Here is a 16,642-nt window from a genome sequence, read left to right on the forward strand (position 1 = left end):
GGGTACGGAATCCCCGCGGTGCGAGGCGGCGTCAGCGCAGCGCCGGCGGGTTGTCCAGGTCCCGCGCCGTGTACGTGTCGCACGCCGCGATCTGCCCCGTCGTGTACCCGGCGAGGAACCACTTCTGCCGCTGTTCGGACGAGCCGTGCGTCCAGCCCTCGGGGTTGACCCGCCCGCCGGCGGAGGCCTGGATCCGGTCGTCGCCGACGGCGGAGGCCGCCGACAGGGCGTCGCGGATGTCCTGGTCGCTGAGCGGCTGCAGGAACGGCTCCCCGGTGTTCGGATCCGGCTGCTTGTCGGCGTGGTACGCCCACGCGCCGGCGTAGCAGTCGGCCTGCAGTTCGGTGCGGACCGCCCCGGAGTCGGCGCCACGCGGATCGGCCTGCGCGCGGCCGAGGTCGCCGAGCTGGTTCTGCAGATGGTGACCCACCTCGTGCGCGACGACGTATTCCTGCGCGAGCGGGCCCGCGTTGGCACCGAACCGGGTGACCAGATCCTGGAAGAAGCTGGTGTCGAAGTACGCGGTCCGGTCGGCCGGGCAGTAGAACGGCCCGACGTCGCTCGTGGCGTTGCCGCAGCCCGTCGCGACCGCGCCGGAGAACAGCACGACGTCGGGCCGGACGTACTCGACGCCGGTCTGCCGACCGAGCTGCTGTTCCCACACCGCGTCGAGGCTGCCGACGGTGAACTGGACGCGGCAGTCGACGCTCGCGTTGGCGTCCGCACCCGTCTCGCAGCCCTCGAGGGTGCCCGAACCGTACTGTCCGGACTGCTCCGGGGCGCCGCTGCCGAGCAGGGAACCGGGGTCACCCCCGAACAGCAGTGCCAGGATCAGCACCACGAGGCCGCCGGCGCCACCGCCGATCGCGATCCGCCCGCCGGGGCTGCCCCCGCCGCCGAGCTGGATCCGGCCGCCCTCCATCCGCGCGCCCTCGTTGAACGTCATCGCCGCCTTCGCTTTCTCGTCGCAGGGTGACCGACCGGTTCAGCTTGGCACGGCCGATCGGGTACGGGTGTCCTCGGCGGATATGTGCCTTTCGTAGGATTGCAGCGACGACGTCCCTCGCCAAAGTTGTTTCGAAAGGAATTCCGTGCTGCGCACCCATCTCGCCGGCTCGTTGCGAGCCGAGCACGCCGAGCAGACCGTCACCCTCACCGGCTGGGTGGCCCGGCGCCGCGACCACGGCGGGGTGATCTTCATCGACCTGCGCGACGCGTCGGGCGTGTCGCAGGTCGTCTTCCGCGAGGGCGACGTCCTCGAGCAGGCACACCGTCTGCGCGCCGAGTACTGCATCAAGGTCGTCGGGGTCGTCGAGGTCCGCCCCGAGGGCAACCAGAACTTCGACATCCCCACCGGCGCCGTCGAGGTGAACGCGACGCAGCTCGAGGTGCTCAACGAGGCCGCACCGCTGCCGTTCCAGCTCGACGACCAGGTCGGGGAGGAAGCCCGCCTCAAGTACCGCTACCTGGACCTGCGACGCGAGGGCCCCGGCAAGGCGATCCGGCTCCGCAGCAAGGTCAACGCCGCCGCGCGTGCCGTGCTCGCCCACCACAGCTTCGTGGAGGTCGAGACTCCGACGCTGACGCGCTCCACCCCCGAGGGCGCACGCGACTTCGTGGTGCCGGCCCGGTTGCAGCCCGGCAGCTTCTACGCGCTGCCGCAGTCGCCGCAGCTGTTCAAGCAGCTGCTGATGGCCGGCGGCATCGAGCGCTACTACCAGATCGCCCGCTGCTACCGGGACGAGGACTTCCGCGCCGACCGTCAGCCGGAGTTCACCCAGCTCGACATCGAGATGGCCTTCGTGGGCCAGGACGACGTGATCCTGCTCGCCGAGGAGATCCTGCACGCGCTGTGGCGCCTGATCGGCCACGAGCTGACCACACCGATCCCGCGCATGACCTACGCCGAGGCGATGCGCCGCTTCGGCTCGGACAAGCCCGACCTGCGTTTCGGTCTCGAACTGGTCGAGTGCAAGGAGTTCTTCAAGGACACCACCTTCCGGGTCTTCCAGGCCGAGTACGTCGGTGCGGTCGTCATGCCCGGCGGTGCGAGCCAGCCGCGGCGCCAGCTCGACGCCTGGCAGGAGTGGGCCAAGCAGCGGGGTGCGAAGGGCCTGGCGTACGTACTGGTCGGTGAGGACGGCGAGCTGTCCGGACCGGTCGCGAAGAACCTCACCGACACCGAGCGGGCCGGGCTGGCCGCGCACGTCGGTGCAGCGCCGGGGGACTGCATCTTCTTCGCCGCCGGCCCCACCAAGCCCATGCGTGCGCTGCTCGGTGCCGCGCGCGGCGAGATCGCCCGCAAGCTCGATCTCATCGATCCCGACGACTGGAAGTTCGTGTGGGTCGTCGACGCCCCGTTGTTCGAGCCGGCCGCCGACGCCACCGCGTCCGGCGACGTGGCGCTGGGCACCTCCGCGTGGACCGCGGTGCACCACGCCTTCACCTCGCCGATGCCCGAGCACCTCGACACGTTCGACACCGACCCCGGTTCGGCGCTCGCCTACGCGTACGACATCGTGTGCAACGGTCACGAGATCGGCGGCGGCTCGATCCGTATCCACCGCATGGACGTCCAGCAGCGGGTGTTCAAGGTGATGGGAATCTCCGAGGAGGAGGCGAACGAGAAGTTCGGCTTCCTGCTCGAGGCGTTCAAGTACGGCGCGCCGCCGCACGGCGGCATCGCCTTCGGCTGGGACCGCATCACCGCCCTGCTCGCCGGCGCGGACTCGATCCGCGAGGTCATCGCGTTCCCGAAGTCCGGGGGTGGCGTCGATCCGCTGACCGACGCCCCGGCGCCCATCACCGCCGAACAGCGCAAGGACTCGGGCATCGACTTCAAGCCGGAGCCGAAGCCGGCCGGGAAGTAAGAGGACGGCGGAGCCGTCCCGGTGGCGCCGCCCGGGATCCCCGGGTGGCGCCCCCGGGGCACCGGCCGTCGCCGGACCCGGTGCACCGGGTCACGGGACCGGCATCCGTTCGTGCTGCCCACGCACGTTTCGGTCAAGATGCGGTTCGTGCACGAACTGATCGTCGTCCGAACCGGGTAGATTGTCAGGCGATGACTGCAACATTGGCGGAGCCCATGTCGGAAGTGGTGGAGGCGGCGGAGAAGCTGCTGACCCGGCGCACCGGCGCACCCGTGACCTTGGCCGATCCGGTGGATCTCGGCGGCAGCGGCCGCTCGGTGGTCCTGCGCGTGCGGGTCGCGGCGAACCCGTTCTCCCTGCCGCGCACCCTCGTGCTCAAGCAGGTGCCGCCACGCGCGAACCGGCAGGTGGGTTTCCGCGGTGCCGCCACCGACGACGAGGTCGCGTTCCTCCGGGAGGCGGTGTCCTACCAGTTCGCTACCGCCCTGCCCAAGGACGACCGGCCCGGCGCCGAACTCCTGGCCTACGACTTCGAATCCCGTCTGCTCGTGCTCAGCGATCTCGGCGACGCCACTCCGATCGCGACACTGCTGCGCAGCGACGACACCGACACGGTCACCAACACCCTCATGGCCTTCGCCCAGGCCCTCGGCCGGATGCACGCCGCGACCGTCGGGCGCGACGAGGACTTCGCCGCGCTGCTGCGTCGCGCCGAGGTGGCGCACTTCGCCGACGCCGTCGTCGAGCAGGCCACCGGCGCGCTCCGCGGGGTGCCGGACCGCTTCGCCACCGAGTTCGGGCTCGAGGTGCCGCAGAGCGTGATCGACCGCGCCGAGCGGGCCGCGAAGCTGTTCACCGCCGGCCGGTTCCGGGCGTTCAGTCCCTCGGATCTGTGCCCGGACAACATCGTCGTCGGGGACGAGGGCGTGCAGTTCCTCGACTACGAATGGGGCGGCTTCCGCGACGCCACCCTCGACATCGCCTATGCCCTGACCTCCTTCCCGGCCTGCCTGTGCAAGGCACCGCTCACCCTCGAGCGGGCCCGCGCGATGGCCGACGCGTGGCGCGCCGAGGTGGTGGGCATGTGGCCCTCGCTCGGCTTCGACGAGGTGCTCGCCGAGCGGTTGCTCGACGCACAACTCGCGTGGGTGTGGTTGAGCACCTACCTGTTCGTTCCCGAGGACCCGGCCCGCATCGCTGCGGTGCGTGACCACCATCTGTCCGTGCCGTGGACCGACGCGCTGCGCACCCGCTGGTCGCTGCTCGCCGACTTCGCCGGCGACGCCGGACACGACGACGTCGCCGGGCATGCCCGGGACGTCCTCGACCGGCTCGAGCAGCGCGTCGGCGACTGACCACACCACGCCCGGAGCGCCCCGGCGCGGGAGGCTCGGAGGGCTCCGGAGCGGGACGCTCGAAGGGCTCCGGAGCGGGACGCTCGAAGGGTCACGGAGCGGGACGCTCGAAGGGTCACGGCGCGGGACGCTCGAAGGGTCACGGCGCGGTGCGTGCGCAGATCGCCTCGACGAACCGGCCCACCTCCGACTCGGGCAGATGCACGGCCAGGTCGGCCTCGCTGATCATCCCCACCAGCCGATGCTCCTCGACGACGGGCAGCCTGCGGATGCGGTGTTCCTCCATCACCGTCAGGACCCGGCCGACGTCCGCGTCCGCGTCGACCACGTAGGGCTTGCCGTGGGCGAGCGCACCGGCCGTCATCGAACGCGGGTCGCCGCCCGCTGCCACGCACTCGAGCACGATGTCGCGGTCGGTGATGATGCCGTGGAGCCGATTGTCGTCGCCGCAGATCGGCAACGCGCCGATATCCAGTTCCCGCATCCGCCGGGCCGCGGTCTCGAGGGTGTCGTGTTCACCGATGCAGACCGCGTCACGGTGCATGATGTCGCGTGCGGTGGTCATCACTGCCTCCTCCGTTGAAAACGGTTACTGCCCTTCCATTGTCACGCGCGGCGGCGGGCGGTGGAAGGGGGGAGGGGCCATCGAACTCACCCGGCGAAGGCGTGCGTCGCCGCGCGGCCGTCCCAGCCGCCCGGCGGCTCGGCCAGCCCGAACAGCGCCGCGACCGTAGGGGCGACGTCGAGGGTGCGGACGGGCTCGGAGACCGTCGAGCCCCGGCGGAGGCTGGCGTGCCCGCCGGCGACGAAGAACGGGATCTCGACGGTCGCGGCGTGACCGTGATTGCCCGGGATCGGATTCGACAGCGGGCTCGGATCGGAGAACCGCCACCCCGCGTCGCACAGCGCGACCAGATCGCCCGCGGCCGCCCCGAGACCCAGATCCGCTCCCGCGTACAACTCGGCCACGCCCGGCACGGCGGAGGTCACCTCCCGCATCCGCGCGACCGCCTCGAGACGGGCCGCCGGATCGCCGACCCAGTACAGCAGGTTCGCGCCACCGTTCTGCGCGGTGCGCACCGAGCCGGCGAGCAGCGGGTCGGCGCCGAGCACGTCGACGAGTCCGATCACCTGGTCCGGCGCCGACCAGTCCATCCCGTGGTCGGCCAGCACCATCAGCACCGAGCGTTCCCACCGCCCTGTCGCGCGCAGGAACTCGACGAACCGCGCCACCTGCTCGTCCGCCGAGCGCAGCGCCGCCGTCCGGGCGAGCCGCAGTGACGCGCCGAGCACGTCCAGGTGCCCGACGCGGTCCACGTCGCCGAGATTGGTGAACGTGAACCGCGGAGACCGCTCGTCCACCACGGAGATCAGCGCGTCGACCGTGAACCGGTCCGGGGCGTGCTCGGTGAGCGGGAGCAGCGGCACCGGATCCCACGCCACCGACGCGCGACCGCCGAACAAGCCGTGCAGGTACCGCTTGGACAGCACGCTCGCCGTCGTCAACCCCAGTTCGCGGGACAACCGGTCGAGCACCGTGGCGGCGCGCAGGTCGGCCGGCCGATCCAGGTCCCGGGTGCGTCCGAGCGCCGGGTCGAAGACCGAATTCGCGGGCACCCCGTTCCGGTGCGGCAGCACACCGGTCATCATCGCCGCATGGTTGGGCAGCGTCTCGGCCACCGGAATCGCCCGGGCCGCGGTGTACCGGGTGCCGGCGTCGGCGAGCGCCACGAGATGCGGCGTGAGACCCGGCGCGAGCTCGTCCGGACGCATCCCGTCGACGACGAGGACGTGCACGTCCGCGTCCGGAACCAGCGCCGACGTGGCCGCCCTCGCCGGTGCCGCGCCGATCAGGGCCGCGCCGGCCAGCACGGCCGTGCCCGCGAGCATCGTGCGCCGGTCGATCGCCCCGGCGGGCCGCCTCACGGCCGGTCCGCCCGGCGGTGCGCACCGGGGTCGAGCGGGCCGGCCGGGGCGAGCCGCGGCGTGCCGGCTGCGACCCGTCGGCTCGTGCCGTACCGCACGCCGGTCCCCGGGTCGGTTGGATCGAGGACGTAGAACCAGTCCATCTGCACCGCGTCGGCGGTCACGTCCAGGATTCCGAAGCCGTGCGAATCCAGCTCGACGTACCCGATGTGGCGATTCGTCGCCTGTACCGCCGCCTCGATCGACGGGGAGACGGTGCGCGGCGCGACGCCGAGCAACTCGTCGATGTTCGCCGAGGTCACCGAGGGCACCACGAGCTCGGTGGCCACGGTGCCTGCGCCCGGATAGTTCGCGGCGTCGACAGGGATGTCGGCGGCCCACGACGAGTGGATGTCGCCGGTGAGGAACACCACGTCCCGGCCGGAGGCGCGAATCGCGTCGAGCAGCCGTCGCCGGTCCGCGGGGTAGCCGTCCCACTGGTCGACGTTGAACGGCGCCCCCGCAGCCGGGATCCCCGCGACGGCGGTCAGCGCCGCCGTGGTCCGCTCGTCCAGCGGCGGCAGCAGCACGGGTGCGATCATCACCGGGTTCCCGACGAGCTGCCATCGCGTGCCCGAACTGGCGACGCCCGCGGTCAGCCACGCCATCTGCTCGGCGCCGGTGATGGTGCGCTCCGGGTCGTCGAGGCGGCGCCCGTTCACCTGCTCGGATCGGTAGCTGCGCAGATCCAGCATCGACAACTCGGCCAGGCTCCCGAACTGCAGCCGCCGGTACAACCGGGGCGCGTCGGTGGTGCCGCCCGGCCGGACGGGCTGCCATTCGAGGTACGCCTGCAGGGCCGCGGCCCGCCGGTCCGCCCAGATTCCCTCGACGGCCGGATCGTGATTCTCCGCGCCGCCGGACCAGGCGTCGTTGGCGCTCTCGTGGTCGTCCCACACCACGATCCACGGCACCAGCGCGTGCAATCGCTGCAGGTCGGGATCGCTCTTGTACTGGCCGTGCCGGATCCGGTAGTCCGCCAGGGTGACGATCTCGTGTCGCGGATCGTGCGGGCGCACCACCCGGTCACCGGCGGCGTACTCGCCCGTGCCGTACTCGTACAGGTAGTCGCCGAGGTGCACGACGGCATCGAGGTCCGGGCGCGCCGCCAGATGCCGGTAGACGCCGAAGAACCCGGCCTCCCAGTTCGAGCACGACACCACCGCGAACCGCAGGCGGTCCGGGTCCGTGTCCGGCCCCGGCGCGGTGCGGGTACGGCCGACGGGGGAGGACACGTCGCCGGCGGTGAACCGGTAGACGTAGGCGGTGTCCGGTTCCAGGCCCGTCGCGTCGACCTTGACGGTGTGGTCGGACACCGGGGACGTGGTCACGGACCCCGAGGCCACCACGTCGCGGAAATCGCCGTCGGTGGCGACCTCCCAGCGGACCGCCGTCGCCGCGCCGAGGCCGGAACCCGGCACGGCGTCCGGGGCGGGGGTCACGCGGGTCCACAGGATCACCCGGTCGGGCAGCGGGTCGCCGGAGGCGACGCCGTGTGCGAACACGGAGTTCTGCGCCGAGGCGGGGGAGGCGCAGACGGCCGCGAGGGCCGCGGCGCCGAGGACGGCGCCGCCCGCGCGCAGCGCGGTCCGTCGCGACACGGCACGAGGTTCGGTGGGGGGCACCGGACGATCAGACCAGCGTGCCCGGCGATGAGCAAGCACCACAGCCGAACGTCCTGAACGTTCACGGTCGGTTCACGGTCCCGTCGGCCCGGACCGCCGTCGGGACGGGACGGTAGCTTCGTGGGGTGAGCACCTTCTTCGGAGCGGAGGAACCCACCGGCCCGGACGCCTTGTTCGAGGCCCCCCGCCCGGCCGAACCCGAACCCGACCCCGCGCAACCGGCGGCGCGTCCGCCCCGCGGCGGCGGACCGAACGCACCGCTCGCCGCCCGCATGCGCCCGGCCGACCTGAGCGAAGTCGTCGGCCAGCAGCACCTGCTCGCCCCCGGCGCGCCGCTGCGCCGCCTCGTCGAGGGCTCCGGCGCCGCGTCCGTCGTGCTCTACGGCCCGCCCGGGACCGGCAAGACCACCCTGGCCTCCCTCATCTCCGGCGCCACCGGTCGACGCTTCGAGGCACTGTCCGCGCTGTCGGCCGGCGTCAAGGACGTGCGGGCCGTGATCGACCTGGCCCGTCGCCGCCTGAGCGCCGGCGAGCAGACCGTGCTCTTCATCGACGAGGTGCACCGCTTCTCCAAGACCCAGCAGGACGCGCTGCTCGCCGCGGTGGAGAACCGGATCGTGCTGCTCGTGGCCGCCACCACCGAGAATCCGTCGTTCTCCGTCGTTGCTCCGCTGCTGTCCCGCTCCCTGGTGCTGCAGCTGCAACCGCTGGGCCCCGACGACATCCGGGCCCTGCTCGAGCGGGCCCGCACCGACGAACGCGGCCTCGGTGGAAGCGTGCAGATCACCGACGACGCGCTCGAGCACCTGGTGCGCCTCGCCGGTGGCGACGCACGCCGCGCGCTGACCGCCCTCGAGGCGGCCGCCGAGACCGCCCTCGACCGCGGCGGTACGGGCGCGACGATCGACCTGCCGACCGTCGAGTCGAGCATCGACAAGGCCGCGGTGCGCTATGACCGCGACGGCGACCAGCACTACGACGTCGCGAGCGCGTTCATCAAGTCGCTGCGCGGCTCCGACGTCGACGCCGCGCTGCACTACCTCGCGCGGATGATCGTCGCGGGGGAGGACCCGCGGTTCATCGCGCGGCGGCTGATGATCCAGGCCAGCGAGGAGGTCGGCATGGCCGATCCGACCGCGCTGCAGACGGCGACCGCGGCCGCGCAGGTCGTGCAGCTCGTCGGCATGCCCGAGGCCCAGCTCGCCCTGGCGCAGGCCACCATCCACATCGCCACCGCACCCAAGTCGGGTGCGGTCACCGCCGCGCTCGGCGCCGCGATCGCCGACGTCAAGGCCGGCCGGTCCGGGTCGGTGCCGGCGCATCTGCGCGACGGCCACTACGCAGGCGCCCAGAAGCTCGGCAACGCCGTCGGCTACCGCTACCCGCACGACCACCCCGACGGCGTGCTGGCACAGCAGTACGCGCCCGACGAACTCGTCGGCGTCGACTACTACACCCCGACCGGCCACGGCGCCGAGCGCGAGCTGGCACAGCGGGTGCCGAAACTCCGACGGATCGTGCGCGGCGCGCGTTAGCGTGATCCGGGCACCGAGGCGAGGAGGCGACCATCGACACGGCGCACGCGGAGTGGGATCCCCGCTCGGAGGCGGTGCAGGCGGATCAGGTCGCCGGGTACGACGCGATGCGGGCCCGCGGGCCGATCGCGTACGACGGTGACCGCAGCTGGACCGTTTTCGGACACGCCGAGGCCGTGCGGATCCTGGACGACCCCGCGACGTTCTCCAATGCCGTGTCCCGGCACCTGCAGATCCCCAACGGACTCGACGGGGAACGGCACCGCGCGTACCGCGCCGTCGTCGACCGCTATTTCACCGCCGAGCGGCTCGCCGCGTTCGAACCGGCCTGCCGCGCCGTCGCCGCCGAACTGGCCGCCGCACTGCCCCGCGGACGCGCGGTCGAGGTGATGTCCGTGCTGGCCGAGCCGTTCGCCGACAACGTCACGTGCGCGTTCATGGGCTGGCCCGATGCGCTGCGGGCGCCGCTGCGGGCGTGGGCGGAGAAGAATCGTCGCGCCACCCGCGCCGGGGACCGGACGGCGCTGTCGACGATCGCCGTCGAGTTCGACGGCCACATCCGCGCCCAGCTCGACGCCCGTCGCGGCGAGCCCGTCACCGATCCCACGGGCGAACTGCTGCACGAAACCGTGGACGGCCGGCCGCTGCGCGACGAGGAGATCGTCTCGATCGTGCGCAACTGGACCGTCGGCGAGCTGTCGACGATCGCCGCGAGCGTCGGCGTGGTCGCCGGCTTCCTGGCGAACCACCCCCAGGTGCAGGACCGGCTGCGGGCGGACCCGACGCTGCTCGTTGCCGCGAGCGACGAGATCCTGCGGATCGACCCGCCGTTCGTCGCCAGCCGCCGCCGGGTAACTGCCGAGCGCCGGGTCGCCGGTTGCCCGCTGCCCGTCGATGCGCGGGTACAGGTGCTGTGGGCGTCGGTGAACCGGGACGGGGCGGTCTTCGGTGACCCCGACGAGTTCCGGCTCGACCGCGACCCCGCCGACAACCTGGTCTACGGCCGGGGCGTGCACTACTGCCCGGGCGCCCCGCTGGCCCGGCTCGAGCTGAGGGTGCTGTTCGAGGAGTTGCTCGGCCGCACCGCGCGGATCATGCCGGCCGACGGGTGCGCCGCCGTGCGCGCCCGCTATCCGATCGGCGGATTCGCGAAGCTGCCGCTGCAGTTCGACTGAGCGCGTACCGCCGGGTGTCAGCCGGTCCGTCGACGGTCGCTGTGCCGCCTCGGGCCGCCGGTCGACAGGGCCGAACGATACTTCGCTCACGCCCGGCGGATGCTCACGGCGGCCGCCGACGTCGGCGCGATAGGCTGAACGATGGCCGATTCGCCGTGTCCGGACGGGCACGGTAGTCCACACCGTCAGACAAAGAGGACCATCGACGTGCAGACCCACGAGATCCGCAGGCGCTTTCTCGACCACTTCGTGAAGGCCGGCCACACCGAGGTGCCCAGCGCGTCGCTGATCCTGGCCGATCCGAACCTGCTGTTCGTCAACGCCGGCATGGTCCCGTTCGTGCCCTACTTCCTCGGCCAGCAGACCCCGCCGTTCAGCACCGCGACCTCGGTGCAGAAGTGCGTGCGCACCCTCGACATCGAGGAGGTGGGCATCACCACCCGGCACAACACGTTCTTCCAGATGGCCGGCAACTTCTCGTTCGGCGACTACTTCAAGGAAGAGGCGATCGGGCACGCGTGGTCGTTGCTGACCGGCTCCGTCGACGACGGCGGCTACGGCATCGATCCCGAGAAGCTCTGGGCGACGGTGTATCTGGACGACGACGAGGCGTACTCGATCTGGCACGACAAGATCGGCGTCCCCGCCGAGCGCATCCAGCGCCGCGGCATGAAGGACAACTACTGGTCCATGGGCATCCCCGGTCCCTGTGGCCCCTGCTCGGAGATCTTCTACGACCGCGGCCCCGAATACGGCGCCCCGGGCGGCCCCGAGGCCGACGAGGACCGCTACATCGAGATCTGGAACCTCGTGTTCATGCAGAACGAGCGCGGGGAGGGCGGGGCCAAGGAGGGCTACCCGATCCTCGGGCCACTGCCGAAGAAGAACATCGACACCGGCATGGGTGTCGAGCGAGTCGCGTTCCTGCTCCAGGGCGTCGAGAACGTCTACGAGACCGACCTGCTGCGCCCGGTCATCGACAAGGCCGCCGAGCTCACCGGCAGCGTCTACGGCGCCGACCATGCCTCGGACGTGCGTTTCCGGGTCATCGCCGACCACGCCCGCACCGCCGCCATGCTCATCGTCGACGGCGTCAACCCCGGCAACGACGGGCGCGGCTACGTCCTGCGCCGCCTGCTGCGCCGAATCGTGCGTTCCGCGCGCCTGCTCGGCGCCGACGCGCCGACGATGGCCGAGTTCATGGCCGTCGTGCGCGACACCATGAGCCCGTCCTATCCGGAGCTGGCGACGGACTTCTCGCGCATCGAGACCGTCGCCGTCGGTGAGGAGACGGCGTTCCTCAAGACCCTGGGCACCGGCAGCAAGCTGTTCGAGGGCGCGGTCGAGTCCGCGAAGGCGCAGGGCAGGTCCGTTCTCGGTGGCACCGAAGCCTTCACTCTGCACGACACCTACGGGTTCCCCATCGACCTGACGCTGGAGATGGCCTCCGAGGCGGGCCTGACCGTCGACGAGGACGGCTTCCGTTCCCTCATGGCCGAGCAGCGTCAGCGCGCCAAGGACGACGCCCGTGCCCGCAAGCACGCCCACGCCGACCTGACCGTCTACAAGGAACTGCTCGACCGCGGCCCCACCGAGTTCACCGGCTTCACCGAGCTGGTGACCGAGGCGACGGTGCTGGCCGTCATCACCGGCGGGGAGCGGCTGCACGCGGCGCAGGCCGGCCAGGACGTCGAGTTGATCCTCGACCGCAGCCCCCTCTACGCCGAGTCCGGCGGACAGATCGCCGACGTCGGCACCATCACCGCCGGCGGCCTGCGCATCAAGGTCAACGACGTCCAGAAGATCGCCAAGCAGCTGTGGGTGCACAAGGTGACCGTGCTCGAGGGCCAGGTCACCGAGGGCGACGCCGTCCTCGTGCAGGTCGACCCGTCCTGGCGCAAGGGCGCCACGCAGGGCCACTCGGGTACCCACCTGGTCCACGCCGCGCTGCGCGAAGTCCTCGGCCCCAACGCCGTGCAGGCGGGTTCGCTGAACAAGCCGGGCTACCTGCGGTTCGACTTCTCCTGGCCCGGTGCGCTCAGCGAGCAGCAGAAGGCCGACATCGAGGCCGTCACCAACGAGGCGGTCGCGGCGAACTATCCGGTCAACACCTTCGTCACGGACCTGGACAAGGCCAAGAAGATGGGTGCGATGGCGCTGTTCGGCGAGAACTACGGCGACGAGGTCCGCGTCGTGGAGATCGGCGGCCCGTTCTCGATGGAGCTGTGCGGTGGCACGCACGTCGAGCACTCCTCCCACGTCGGCACCGTCACCCTGCTCGGCGAGCAGTCCGTCGGCTCGGGTGTGCGCCGTGTCGAGGCATACGTCGGCCTGGACTCGTACCGGCACCTGGCCAAGGAACGGGCCCTGCTCGCCGGTCTGTCCTCGACCCTGAAGGTGCCCTCCGAGGAGGTGCCTGCGCGCGTCGAATCGCTGGTCGAGCGGCTGAAGGCGGCCGAGAAGGAACTCGAACGCACCCGCGCCGCCGCAGTGCTCGCCTCGGCCGGCACGTTCGCCGAGAAGGCACAGCGCACCGGTGATCTGCTCGTCGTCGCCGAGGCGGCCCCCGAGGGCGTGGCCGGCAACGACCTGCGCAGCCTCGCCTCCGACGTCCGCGGCCGGCTCGGCAGCGAGCCCGCCGTGGTGCTGCTCCTCGGTTCGGCCGACGGCAAGGTGCCGTTCGTCGTCGCCACCACCAAGGCCGCCCAGGCCAAGGGCATCAAGGCCGGCGACCTGGTCTCGAGCTTCGGGCCGGTCATCGGTGGCCGCGGCGGCGGCAAGCCCGACATGGCACAGGGATCCGGATCCGACCCCGCCGGTATCCCCGCGGCGTTGACCGCGTTCCGCGCCCGGCTCAGCGAGCTGGCCGGCTGATCGTGGCCGACTTCGCCGGTCCCGACCGCCCGGGTGTCGACGACCCCGGCCGCGGACGCCGCATCGGCATCGACGTCGGAAGTGTCCGGATCGGTGTGGCCTCGTCCGATCCCGACGGGATCCTGGCCACCCCGGTCGAGACCGTGCCGCGCTCGAAGGAACGCGGGCCCGACGCGCCGGATATCCGGCGCATTGTGGACATCGTCACGGAGTACGAGGCCGTGGAGGTTATCGTCGGTCTGCCGCAGACCCTGCGCGGGGAGCCCGGCAAGGCCGCGAAACTGGCCCGTGACTTCGCGGGACGGTTGCGTCGGCGGATGACCGGGATTCCCGTGCGGATGGCCGACGAACGATTCACGACGGTCACTGCGGCGCGGGCCCTCCGCGAGAGCGGAGTCAGTGCGCGCGGTGCGCGGCCGGTGATCGACCAGGCCGCCGCCGTCGCCATCTTGCAGGGTTGGTTGGACGAGCGGAGTGCAGTGGTGAACGTGGCCGAGGACGGCAAGCCGGAGAACGGACGATGAGCCGGCACGGGAGGCCGGACGACGAGTCCACCGGGGCGGACCACGCCTTCGGAGACCGTCCCGGGTTCGGGTCCGCCCAGCAGGACGAGTGGTACCGGCCGCGGCACGGGACCGACGCTTCGCAGCCGTCCGCCGCCGGGGGCGGCCACCGCTACGAGCCTCCGACCCCTCCGGCCGGCGGGCACCCCTTCGACGACGCCCCCACCACCGAGCACGTCTACCGGCTCGACGAGTACGACCCCGGCGCCCCGTCGCAGCCCGAGCCCCGCCCCTACGGTGGACACCCCGCCGACGACCCGGGCGCCGAGACCCAGGTCTTCGAGGCTCAGACCTACGAGACCCAGGGCTACGGGCCCAGCGACTACGATCCCTGCGACCACGACGGATACGACCCCGCGCCGGGCACCTACCGACACGACGACCACGAGCAGCCGCCGACCTACGACGAGTCGGGCTACGACCAGTTCGGGTACGCCGCAGTCGACGACGATCCGCGCGGCTACCCCGAGGCGTCCACAGCGGGACGGGACTGGACCGACTCCGCCGATCGCGCCGCCCCCGAACCCGTCGGGATGTCCCCGGCCCGCCGGGCCCATGCCCGCTCGGCCCGGGCCCGCCGCACACGCGGCCGGATCGTCGGCGTGCTCGCCGTCGCGGCCGTACTGGTTCTGTTCCTCGGCGGCGGATTCTTCGCCTACCAGAAGTTCACCGGCCCCGATCTGCCGCCCGATTACACCGGTGCGGGCGGTCCCGCCGTCGTCGTGCAGGTGCACCCGGGTGACACCGCCGAGCAGATCGGCGTCGCGTTCAAGGAGGCGGACATCGTCGCCAGCTCCGACGCCTTCTACAACGCCGCCGTCCAGAACTCCGGAATGAACTCGCTACAGCCGGGCTTCTACTCGATCGCCAGCCGGCTTCCCGCCCGTCAGGCCGTCGCCGCCCTGGTCGACCCCGCGAACCGGGTGGGGGCGCTGGTGATCTCCGAGGGCCGGCAATTGCACGACATCCGCGACGTCAACACCGGTGCGGTGCGCAAGGGGATCTACACCCTCATCGCGGAGGCCAGCTGCCTCGAACGCGACGGGCAACGCACGTGTCTGACCTACGAGGAACTCGACGCCGCGGGTGCGAGTACCGACCTCGCCGCGCTCGGTGTGCCGGAATGGGCGCGGGCCGCCGTCGCGAACGTGCCCGATCGCACTCGACAGCTCGAGGGACTCATCGCGGCCGGCCGCTGGGACTTCGATCCCACTGCCGGGGCCGCGGACATACTCCGGTACCTCGTCTCCACCAGCGCCGAGCGCTACGACGAGACGGGCATCACCCAGGCCGCGGCCAAGGTGGGGCTGACGCCGTACGAGATGCTCGTCTCTGCGTCCCTCGTGGAACGCGAGGCGCTGCCGGACGACTTCGCGAAGGTCGCCCGGGTGATCCTCAATCGCCTGAAGATCGGGCAGCCGTTGCAGTTCGACTCGACGGTCAACTACGCCCTCGACGAAACCGAGCTGGCGACGACCGATGCCGATCGGGCGCAGGTCACCCCCTGGAACACGTACGCGAGCCCGGGACTGCCCGCCACCCCGATCTCGTCGCCGAGCATCGAGGCGCTGCAGGCCGTGGAGAACCCGGAGACGGGGAACTGGACGTACTTCGTGACCATCGACGCTCAGGGCACGACCCTGTTCGCCGACAACTACGACGAACACCTGACGAATACGCAGCAGGCGCTGGACAGCGGAATCCTCGACAGTGGCAGATGACGACAGTGGCAGATGACATCGTGACCGGCGCCCGCAGGGCCGCGGTCCTCGGCAGCCCCATCGCGCATTCGAAGTCCCCGTTGCTTCACCTGGCTGCCTACCGGGCACTGGGTCTGACGGACTGGACCTACGAGCGCATCGAATGCACGGGCGAGGAGTTGCCGGCCCTCGTGTCGGGACTCGGGCCCGAGTGGGTCGGGGTGTCGGTGACGATGCCCGGCAAATTCGCGGCCCTCGAGTTCGCGACCGAGCGCACCGACCGGGCGGTGCTGATCGGCTCGGCGAATACCCTGGTGCGGACCGCGGACGGCTGGCGGGCCGACTGTACCGACGTCGACGGCGTCACCGGCGCGCTGCGCGCCGCCGGCGTCGGGGATCTGGCCGGCGCTTCGGCGGTGGTGGTCGGGGCCGGGGGGACCGCGCGGCCGGCCCTGGTGGGGCTCGCCGAGCTCGGGGTCACCTCGGTGACCGTCGTCGCCCGCAACGAGGTCCGGGCCGCCGAGACGTTCGACTGCGCCGAGGCGGTGGGTATGAAGCCGCGTTGGTTGCCGTTCGACGCCCCGGAACTCGCGGACGTGTGCGCCGGCGCTGGTGCGCTCGTGAGCACCGTGCCGGCGGCCGCGGCGGCGCCCTACGCGCAGCAGCTCGGCCGCGCACCGTTCGTCCTCGACGCGATCTACGACCCGTGGCCCACCCCGCTCGCCGAGGCCGCCACGGCGCATGGATCCGTCGTGGTGGGCGGCCTGCAGATGCTGCTGCATCAGGCATTCGGCCAGGTCGAGCAGTTCACCGGTCGACCCGCACCGAAGGCGGAGATGGCCGCGGCCCTCGCCGGTTGACGACGCGGCGGGTTCGGCTCCGGCCGGCACCGGCGACGGTCGTCGCATCCGGGGTGATCGATGGAGCGGGGGTCGATGCAGTACTGAGGAACGACTGCATCGACGCCACCCGCGCGACGC

General features: G+C 71.8%; 12 protein-coding genes. 8 read left to right on the top strand and 4 right to left on the bottom strand.

What is annotated here, in order from left to right; genetic code table 11:
• Positions 1 to 31: 31 nt before the first annotated feature.
• Positions 32 to 946 (bottom strand): KPN_02809 family neutral zinc metallopeptidase, encoded by a 915-nt coding sequence (ypfJ, locus tag ACWPQI_RS11410; RefSeq protein ID WP_010595179.1) that lies wholly within the window; start codon positions 944 to 946, stop codon positions 32 to 34.
• Positions 947 to 1,091: 145 nt separating this feature from the next.
• On the opposite strand from ypfJ, the gene aspS reads away from it, so the two are divergent.
• Entirely contained in the window at positions 1,092 to 2,870 is a 1,779-nt protein-coding gene (gene aspS, locus ACWPQI_RS11415) for an aspartate--tRNA ligase (RefSeq protein WP_010595178.1), read from the top strand.
• A 215-nt stretch (positions 2,871 to 3,085) separates the two neighbouring features.
• Positions 3,086 to 4,225, top strand: coding sequence for a hypothetical protein (locus ACWPQI_RS11420; protein ID WP_017681672.1), 1,140 nt, complete (start codon positions 3,086 to 3,088; stop codon positions 4,223 to 4,225).
• 139 nt (positions 4,226 to 4,364) lie between these two features.
• Here ACWPQI_RS11420 and ACWPQI_RS11425 read toward each other — a convergent pair whose 3' ends face one another.
• From ACWPQI_RS11425 to ACWPQI_RS11435, 3 genes are all read right to left on the bottom strand, one after another.
• Entirely contained in the window at positions 4,365 to 4,790 is a 426-nt protein-coding gene (locus ACWPQI_RS11425) for a CBS domain-containing protein (protein ID WP_010595175.1), read from the bottom strand.
• Positions 4,791 to 4,876: 86 nt separating this feature from the next.
• A complete protein-coding gene (locus ACWPQI_RS11430) occupies positions 4,877 to 6,151 on the bottom strand; it encodes an alkaline phosphatase family protein (RefSeq protein ID WP_082170409.1) in 1,275 nt (424 codons plus the stop codon).
• Positions 6,148 to 7,791, bottom strand: a complete 1,644-nt coding sequence (locus tag ACWPQI_RS11435) for an alkaline phosphatase D family protein (protein ID WP_210062853.1) — start codon at positions 7,789 to 7,791, stop codon at positions 6,148 to 6,150. Before ACWPQI_RS11435 ends, ACWPQI_RS11430 begins: the two co-directional genes overlap by 4 nt.
• A gap of 149 nt (positions 7,792 to 7,940) precedes the next feature.
• Here ACWPQI_RS11435 and ACWPQI_RS11440 point away from each other — a divergent pair, with 149 nt between their 5' ends.
• The 6 genes from ACWPQI_RS11440 to ACWPQI_RS11465 all read left to right on the top strand — a co-directional run bounded on the left by ACWPQI_RS11440 (position 7,941) and on the right by ACWPQI_RS11465 (position 16,522).
• Positions 7,941 to 9,350, top strand: coding sequence for a replication-associated recombination protein A (locus ACWPQI_RS11440; RefSeq protein ID WP_010595172.1), 1,410 nt, complete (start codon positions 7,941 to 7,943; stop codon positions 9,348 to 9,350).
• A gap of 74 nt (positions 9,351 to 9,424) precedes the next feature.
• Complete coding sequence (locus tag ACWPQI_RS11445) at positions 9,425 to 10,525, top strand: cytochrome P450 (RefSeq protein ID WP_172603565.1); 1,101 nt, start codon at positions 9,425 to 9,427, stop codon at positions 10,523 to 10,525.
• A gap of 207 nt (positions 10,526 to 10,732) precedes the next feature.
• Positions 10,733 to 13,399, top strand: a complete 2,667-nt coding sequence (gene alaS / locus ACWPQI_RS11450; protein WP_010595169.1) for an alanine--tRNA ligase — start codon at positions 10,733 to 10,735, stop codon at positions 13,397 to 13,399.
• A complete protein-coding gene (gene ruvX, locus ACWPQI_RS11455) occupies positions 13,399 to 13,923 on the top strand; it encodes a Holliday junction resolvase RuvX (RefSeq protein ID WP_190242399.1) in 525 nt (174 codons plus the stop codon). The genes alaS and ruvX overlap by 1 nt, the downstream gene beginning before the upstream one ends.
• Entirely contained in the window at positions 13,920 to 15,683 is a 1,764-nt protein-coding gene (locus tag ACWPQI_RS11460) for an endolytic transglycosylase MltG (RefSeq protein WP_474738819.1), read from the top strand. The genes ruvX and ACWPQI_RS11460 overlap by 4 nt, the downstream gene beginning before the upstream one ends.
• The gene (locus ACWPQI_RS11465) at positions 15,680 to 16,522 is read left to right on the top strand and encodes a shikimate dehydrogenase (protein ID WP_048773559.1); all 843 of its coding nucleotides are present in this window, start codon (positions 15,680 to 15,682) and stop codon (positions 16,520 to 16,522) included. The genes ACWPQI_RS11460 and ACWPQI_RS11465 overlap by 4 nt, the downstream gene beginning before the upstream one ends.
• The last annotated feature ends 120 nt before the right edge of the window (positions 16,523 to 16,642 follow it).

The sequence above is a fragment of the Rhodococcus sp. LMD genome, assembly GCF_056108245.1.

What these genes read in the sequence shown, in the direction of transcription:
- ACWPQI_RS11460 (WP_474738819.1), top strand. Translation starts at nt 13,920, where the DNA reads ATGAGCCGGCACGGGAGGCCGGACGACGAGTCCACCGGGGCGGACCAC.
- ypfJ (WP_010595179.1), bottom strand. Translation starts at nt 946, where the DNA reads ATGACGTTCAACGAGGGCGCGCGGATGGAGGGCGGCCGGATCCAGCTC.
- ACWPQI_RS11420 (WP_017681672.1), top strand. Translation starts at nt 3,086, where the DNA reads ATGTCGGAAGTGGTGGAGGCGGCGGAGAAGCTGCTGACCCGGCGCACC.
- ACWPQI_RS11465 (WP_048773559.1), top strand. Translation starts at nt 15,680, where the DNA reads ATGACGACAGTGGCAGATGACATCGTGACCGGCGCCCGCAGGGCCGCG.
- ACWPQI_RS11425 (WP_010595175.1), bottom strand. Translation starts at nt 4,790, where the DNA reads ATGACCACCGCACGCGACATCATGCACCGTGACGCGGTCTGCATCGGT.